The following is a 7,477-nucleotide window of genomic DNA, read 5'->3' as shown; positions in this document are numbered from 1 at the left end:
ATCATATATTTCTAACATTGATACAGAAAATAGTGGCCCCAGAGGCCAGCACCCCGGCCCGGAAATTACAGATGTGTACCATTGGTACACAAAATAGCAGCGGCAAATGTCAACACCCCCGCCTGAAAATCACAACAGTCTGCCACCGGCAGAGAAAATAGTGGCCCCAGAGGCCAGCACCCCGGCCCGAAAATTACAGATGTGTACCATTGGTACACAAAATAGCAGCGGCAAATGTCAACACCCCCGCCTGAAAATCACAACAGTCTGCCACCGGCACAGAAAATAGCGGCCCCAGAGGCCAGCACCCCGGCCCGGAAATTACAGATGTGTACCATTGGTACACAAAATAGCAGCGGCAAATGTCAACACCCAATGCCCGATGCCCAATGCCCGATGAGACCATCCCAACTAAGGAATCGGAACCGAGCGCAACAGCCGCTCGACGACTGTTTTGGCCCTGCGACCACCGGCAGGGATGAGCCGGTGGGAGAGCACCGGCACAGCCAGATACTTGACATCATCGGGAATAGCGTACTCCCGACCGGCAAGAAAGGCCAGGGCTTGCGTGGATCGGTGCAGGGCCACCGCACCGCGAGGGCTGACACCGAGGGTAATTTCTTCATCTTCCCTGGTCGCCCGCACCAGGTTGAGGATGTACTGCTGCAAAGAGGTTTCCAGCTTGACTTTACTGCAGAGCCGGCGGAGTTCCAGCACTTCCTCCAGAGCGATGGAAGGCTGGCGCTCCTCAACGGTGACGCCTTCCTGAAGCCGCTGCAGGATTTGAAATTCTTCTGCTTCCGTCGGATACCCCAAAGACAGGGAGAGGGCGAAGCGGTCCATCTGCGCCTCTGGGAGGGGGAAGGTGCCTTGATACTCGATGGGGTTCTGGGTGGCAATCACAAAAAAGGGGCTGGGAACGGGACGGGTGACGCCATCCACGGTGACTTGGTGCTCTTCCATCACTTCCAGCAAGGCGGACTGGGTGCGGGGGGTGGCGCGGTTGATTTCGTCGGCGAGCAATACATTGGCAAACACCGGCCCGGAGAGGAATTCAAACTCGCCGCTGCGGGGGTTCCAGATGTTGGTGCCGGTGATGTCTGTGGGGAGGAGGTCCGGGGTGCACTGAATCCGCTGAAATTTGCCGGCGATCGAGCGGGCCAGGGATTTGGCCAGCAGGGTTTTGCCGACGCCGGGGACATCTTCTAGCAGGGCGTGGCCGCCGGCTAGCAGGGCCACCAGGACGAGACGGATGGCGTCCGCTTTCCCAACGATGGTCTGGCCTAAATTTTTCGTCAGCCGGTCTATATTTTCTCTCATATTGGTAGATGTTCCGGGAGCGTCTCGGTTGCGAAGAAGCCCAAATGAATGCGACAATTACTTCAGCAGGTTGGAGCGGGAGAAGAGTTTTGGCCAGTGAATCAAAGGAAACGGGATTGAAACTCGGAGGGATCTTCGGCCCTGCTCCTGTGGACAGGCATCTCGCCTGTCCTACGTCTTTTGGCATCGGAGGGAAGGCAGGTGCTGCGCCTTTTGGGAGTCTCCCTCAGGGGTTGGTGGCGGCGGCGATCAGGATCCTTGCGGCGGCGCAGTCGGCGTGAATTTGAGCTTTCAGGGCTTCCAAAGAGGAAAATTTTTGCTCGGGGCGCAAAAAATGCTCCAAGGTGACGGTTAGAGTTTTGCCATACAAGTCTGCCGACCAGTCCAGCAGGTGCACCTCTGCGCTGGGCTGGCAGCCCGCTACCGTGGGCCTAATGCCGATATTCATAACGCCGGCTGCCGGTGCGTCTGCGGTGCCGGCACCTGTGACGCGCACTGCGTAAACGCCATAAGCCGGCAAAAATTTCTCGGGGGGCAGCTGCAAGTTAGCGGTGGGAAATCCCAGGGTCCTGCCCAGCTGCTGCCCGCTGACCACCTCTCCCACCAGGCTGTAGGGCCGGCCCAAGAGCCGGTTGGCTTTGCTCAGGTCGCCGGCTTTGAGCGCTTGGCGGATATTGGAGCTGCTGATCCGCTCTCCCTGACAGAAAAGCAGGGGCACGACGGTGACGGCGATCCCGTAGGGCGCTGCCAGCTTTTGCAAGTCTGCCGCCTCTCCGGCACGCCCGCGCCCGAAGCGAAAGTCCTCTCCCACGCTCACCTGGGTTGCCCCCAGGGAGCGCACGAGTATTTCTTCGACAAATTGTTGGGGGCTTAAATCCGCCAGCTCTCGGTCAAAGGGCAGCATTACCAGCTGTTCGACGCCCATTGCAGTAAGCTGGGCCACCTTTTCCTCTAGGGGGGTGAGCAGGGACTTGGGCTGGCCGGTAAAAAACTCCCTCGGATGGGGATTGAAGGTGACTGCGGTCGGGCAGGAGCGTTCGGGCGGGGAAGCCTGGGGCCATTCCCCACTGCCCGCTGGCGCGGTTTCGGGCTGGGGGGAGCTTAGGAGTTCCCTGAGCGCTGCCGCTCTGCGGGAGCGGGCTGCTGCGGTGCCATTTAATATAGGCTGTACGACCTGCCGGTGCCCTCGATGCACGCCGTCGAAGTTTCCTAGGGCAATGGCAGTTGGAGTTAGTGCTGTTGTTAAAGACGATGTTACCCACACGCTTTACATTTTGACATATTTGGGAGCCGGCACAAGGGTTTTTTTTCTGAAGTTATCTGTGCCTCGGTCATGGGTTTTTGACTTGGGGCTGCAGCAGCGAGCGCTTCCTGCGCGGATCTGGCTCAGGCTTTGACCTTGATTTCAGCGGCAGGCTCGGTGTCAGAGGTGGAGTTCACGGGGGGCACTAGCTGGAGCGAAAGCCCTTCCCGCGCTATCAGGCTGTCGGGGAATTGCTGGGCGACTTGCTCTCCCACGCGATCGAGAAAGTCGTCGCTGTGCAGGGGGTCGTGGTGAAAGATCACCAGTTTTTTAACCTGGGCTGCTTTGGCCACTTTCACGGCTTCTTGCCAAGTTGAGTGCCCCCACCCGACTTTGCTGGATTTTTCTGAGCAATACTCTTCGTCCGTGTAGGTGGCGTCGTAAATCAGGATGTCCGCGTGCCTAGCCAGCCAGAGGACGTTCTCGTCGAGCCGTTCTGGGAAGTGCTCTGTGTCGGTGACGTAGGCGGCTGCGTAGTTCTGCCAGCTGACGCGGTAGCCTACGGCTTCTCCGGGATGGTTGAGCAGGGCGTTTTCTACTGTGACGTCGCCGATTTTGACGGTTTCCCCGACGGCGATGTCGTGGAACTCCAGCTGCGCTCCCATGATCTGCAAGGGCACGGGAAAATTTGGATGCAGCATCTGGTCGTTGAGGCGCTGCTCGATGGTTGCCCCATTGGGAGCCACCGCTCCATAGATATGGAAGCGATTGCCTTTGATAAAGGCGGGGGTGAAGAAGGGAAATCCCTGGATGTGGTCCCAGTGGGAGTGTGTGAAAAAGATATACCCCTCTACCGGCATCTGGGACAGCAGGGACTGCCCCAACACCCGCAAGCCGGTGCCCCCATCAAAAATCAGGCGATTGTCACCTACCCGCATCTCGACGCAAGGGGTATTGCCACCGTACCGTACTGTCTGCGCTCCTGGACAGGCGATGCTCCCTCGAACGCCCCAGAAGTGAACTGTGAATTGGTTTTGCTTTCTAGACATGGGTGTAACTCGCTTTCAAACCTCAGGCGGTTCATCGGTAAGGTTTTACATCAGGGCAAAGTCTCTATCATCAACTTTAATCCTGTTATCGGGACTTCTGCGCTTCGGCATGTAATTTTTGCAGGTCTGTGCGGGCGGCGGGGGGCACGGGGCCTGGGGCACGGGGCCTGCGGCACGGGAGGCAGGGGGGCAGGTTTTTTATCGAGGTTTCCCCCTTTCTGGAGGTGCGCTCGCTGCCAGTTCAAGGCGTGCCCAGGCGAAGCGCACCTGACTGGAATGCTTTCTGCGCCTTACACTGCGGCGATTGTACCAGCTTGAGGGCGGCTGGGGAATCCGGGCCGGTGGCACTTGCCTCAGAGGCACTTTTTGCAATGCTTTGCGCTCTACTTCCCTACCCCATCCCAACAGCGGGATGCTCCCGATAGCCCGACTCCCAATAATGTAGCAGTTGCTCTCCCAGTAAATCACATCCCGCAAATTCCTCTATGGTGCCGGTTAACAGCGGGTTTATCAAGTAATTTCTCATACCGTTTGTAGTTGGGCTAATGCCCAAAGAAAGTCCTTGGGCTAATGCCCAAAGGTTTGTAGTTGGGCTAATGCCCAAAGAAAGTAGGGGCGGGTTTATCCAAGAAGTCTGCTGCGAAGTTCAGATGCTTGTACACCCGCAACTACTCTAGCCCAAAGAAAGTCGTTAGGCTAACGCTCAAAGGTTTGCAGTTGGGCTAATGCCCAAAGAAAGTAGTTGGGCTAGCGCCCTACCGCTCCTGGCCTGAAACCGGCAATCTTTCTCCTGTTGCAGGGGCGGGCTCACCCCAGATGTCTGCGGCCAGCTTTGATTCTGTATCAACCGGCTCCCACTTCCGGCTGGCCCACGACAGCCAACCCCGCGTTGCTTTGACTTCAATTTTTCTTTCGCCATCACCTCTCAAGGCGTGCCGGCGCGAACTTTACCTAACTGGAACGCTTTCCCGGTTTATTCCTGCTGGAGCCTCTGGGCCCTTATTTCGGGGCGCAAGACCCGGAGGAGCAAACTTCTATTATACCAATTTTGGATTTAATTTGCCAGTATTTTGCAGTAAAATTCCTGACATCAAGAGGTTTTCGCCGCCGGCAAGAAAGACTGCCCCTCTCAATTTAGGATTGTATTTAGCTGAAGAGTTTACCGAGAGTTATCCCGTTTTTTGAGAACCATTTTTCGCATCCAGCCGGCTCGCAAAAGGGGCGATGGGCGAGGGATAACCGTCTATAAATGGGGGGATAGGGGAGAGATCCTGGGTGGTGCTGCAAAGTAAGGATACAGGAATGTGGATCACTTCTGTAAAGAAAAGTTATAAGGATGGATAAAATACCAAATCGCCCCAATATGATTCGATAGTTTTTTAGCAAATGCCAGAGTCTTTCTAACTAATCTTGACATTCTTTGCCTGAGGGTATTGTTCAACCGTTCTATATAGGAAGTCTTGCCGGTTTCTTTCCCTACTGCTTTGTGCCGACTTTGAGGAAAAACTCTGGAATAAGCACTCCAAAAATCTGTGTAACTAATAGCGCATTGGCGATAAACTGGTGGGAGAGAATCCCAAAGACCTTTGGCACCGGCTTCATCTCTGCTGCCAATATATACTCCTACAATCTCCTTGGTTAACACATCAATAGCCAGCCAGACCCACTGTTTGTTGCCCTTGTGACCTACAAATGACGGCAGTTCATCACATTGAATGGTTAGCTTGCCTTTTTTTTTATTTGACTTGAACCTGTCTGGGAACTGAGGGAATTTTTTGATTGATATAGTATTGCAGCCACCTGAGAGACACTCCTGTTACTCGGGCAATTCCAGCTAGGGGGATTTTCTCTAGTAAAAGCTTATCTACCAAGATTTTTGTTTCTTCTGTAATAGGTTGATGTCTGGGGTTTTCAATAAACTGTCTGCCACAGACTCTACACTTAAAGTTTTGCTTCCCACTATGAGTGAGGCCATTTTTAACGATGTTTTCAGAGCCGCAGCGTGGACAATTCATAAAATTCATGTTTTCTGGCATGAGAGAAGTATCATTATAGCACACCTGTCCTTACTTTGCAGCACTACCAGATTCTGTTCGTTGCTTCGTCTTGCTAGTTGCTAGCTGCTAGTGTTTTTTGCTGTTTATTTTTCCTTGGCAGCAGTAGCCAAATTGGTGAGGGGATTAGACAGTGAGGGTCGGAGGGAACGCCGGCCCTGCGCATATATAGCAGCAGTCATATTGGTTAAGACATTAATGACATGGCTTATGGGGGTCATGCGCATCGGGATCGTGCGCATGGGAAAGACTCACAGCTTTTGCGTGATGCGATGATGCGATGATGCGATGATGCGATGATGCGATGATGCGATGATGAGATGATGAGATGATGAGATGATGCGATGATGCGATGATGCGATGATGCGATGATGCGATGATGCGATGATGCGATGATGCCCATGTACTAACCTAAGTGCATACTGCTATACCTCGCCCGACGGGCATCTTGCCTGTTCCAAGAGCCGGAAGTGGGGAGCTAGACACCTTACAAGTGTAGGTTTTTTATACGCTTGGGATTAAATACTTAAAGAAGATGGGTTTGTGGGCGAATTAATAGGGGGTTATAGCCAAAAAGTGCCGCTGGAAGACGTCTGTGCGGGTTGCTAATGGGGTTTTCGCCGCCGACTTTCAAGAGGAACCCAGAGGATTTGTGCCGGTGGGACGTGCCGGTGGCCATGACCTGGCTGTCCACACCTTTCAGGGGAACCCAGAGGATCTGTACCGGTGGGACGTGCCGGTGGCCATCACCGGGCCGGTCACACCGTTGAGGCGTTCCCCAGACGAATTTGTGCCGGTGGCACTCTAAGCCGCTCAGGAAGCCGGATTACTGGCGATCCTGTGTCACCCCCTCAACAGCAAGCCTGGAGGATGATAATATACACAGCACTACCGTTAGTCGGCTAATGACTTTATATATAGGCGTTTTGAGGGAACTGCCCTACTACCTGTAGAGGCGTAAGTTCTGATACATCTAGTGGCTGGCTCTGGCTGCTAGGAGCGCAGCTCGCTCGAGTGGCCAGCGAATTCTAGGAGGAAGAGCGGGTTGGCACATAGAAATAAACACTTATTACAGTGGATGCGAATAGTGAGCTATCATATGTCACATCTGTCGCTGCCTCAATTGAAAGGACTGGCGACCTGGAGTTTTGGCATGGCGTTGACTCGCTCAAGCAGCGAGGGACCGGGTATCTCTATTCATTGCCCGGTTAAATGACGAAAAATTTAACAGCGTGCGCTGCCGTCTGCGAGAGTGGTATCAAGAGGCGTCGGCGAAAACTGGAACTGGGCGAACCCAATTAAAGGTTAATAGCTGTTTCGCTCCCTTGTTCAAGTGGGTGTTAAGTTTATTCCCTCACTCGTGCCAATGTTTATCCTTGGCCTTAGATGCTACTAATGTAAAGCAACGGTTTACAGTCCTGACGATAAATGTTCTCTATCGAGGCTGTGCTATTCCCGTCGCATGGAAAGCTCTCACGGGAAACCAAAAAGGCTCGTGGAAACCGCACGGGCAAAAACTGCTCTCCCGACTGGCGGGTGTGGTGCCCTCAAAGATGAAAGTCATCGTCTGTGCCGACCGAGGTCTTTATGCTGATTGGCTGTATGAGGACATTATTGAACTGGGCTGGCATCCTTTTTTACGGATTAATCATCAAGGCTCTTTTCGCTACCAGAATCAATCCACTTGGCTCCCTTTGGCCAGTCTAGTCCCCAGGCCAGGAAAAAGTTGGTCAGGTCAAATCCAGTGTTTTAAAACTTTTCCGATTGATTGCACAATTTTAGGCCGTTGGGAGTCAGGCTATACTGACCCA

General features: G+C 53.8%; 6 protein-coding genes. 1 reads left to right on the top strand and 5 read right to left on the bottom strand.

What is annotated here, in order from left to right:
* Window positions 1-411 precede the first annotated feature (411 nt).
* From OSC10802_RS0126220 to OSC10802_RS47985, 5 genes are all read right to left on the bottom strand, one after another.
* Window positions 412-1,320 carry an AAA family ATPase gene (locus OSC10802_RS0126220; protein WP_017719747.1) on the bottom strand — a complete coding sequence of 303 codons (909 nt, stop codon included), beginning with the start codon at window positions 1,318-1,320 and terminating at the stop codon, window positions 412-414.
* Window positions 1,321-1,546: 226 nt separating this feature from the next.
* Window positions 1,547-2,584 carry a bifunctional riboflavin kinase/FAD synthetase gene (locus OSC10802_RS0126215; protein WP_026098827.1) on the bottom strand — a complete coding sequence of 346 codons (1,038 nt, stop codon included), beginning with the start codon at window positions 2,582-2,584 and terminating at the stop codon, window positions 1,547-1,549.
* A gap of 122 nt (window positions 2,585-2,706) precedes the next feature.
* The gene (locus OSC10802_RS0126210) at window positions 2,707-3,612 is read right to left on the bottom strand and encodes an MBL fold metallo-hydrolase (RefSeq protein WP_026098826.1); all 906 of its coding nucleotides are present in this window, start codon (window positions 3,610-3,612) and stop codon (window positions 2,707-2,709) included.
* 391 nt (window positions 3,613-4,003) lie between these two features.
* Complete coding sequence (locus OSC10802_RS55870; protein ID WP_255349176.1) at window positions 4,004-4,138, bottom strand: hypothetical protein; 135 nt, start codon at window positions 4,136-4,138, stop codon at window positions 4,004-4,006.
* 783 nt (window positions 4,139-4,921) lie between these two features.
* Window positions 4,922-5,627 (bottom strand): IS1 family transposase gene (locus OSC10802_RS47985; protein WP_445727659.1). Its coding sequence is split into 2 segments (ribosomal slippage): window positions 4,922-5,351 and window positions 5,350-5,627, totalling 708 coding nucleotides; the frame shifts between segments, so codons are not numbered across the junction.
* 634 nt (window positions 5,628-6,261) lie between these two features.
* Here OSC10802_RS47985 and OSC10802_RS0126195 point away from each other — a divergent pair.
* Window positions 6,262-6,474 (top strand): hypothetical protein, encoded by a 213-nt coding sequence (locus OSC10802_RS0126195; protein ID WP_017719741.1) that lies wholly within the window; start codon window positions 6,262-6,264, stop codon window positions 6,472-6,474.
* The last annotated feature ends 1,003 nt before the right edge of the window (window positions 6,475-7,477 follow it).

It is taken from the genome of Kamptonema formosum PCC 10802, assembly GCF_000332335.1.
Classification (GTDB): domain Bacteria; phylum Cyanobacteriota; class Cyanobacteriia; order Cyanobacteriales; family Oscillatoriaceae; genus Oscillatoria.
The sequence above is the reverse complement of the archived record's forward strand: the minus strand, read 5'-3'. Positions and strand labels throughout refer to the sequence as shown.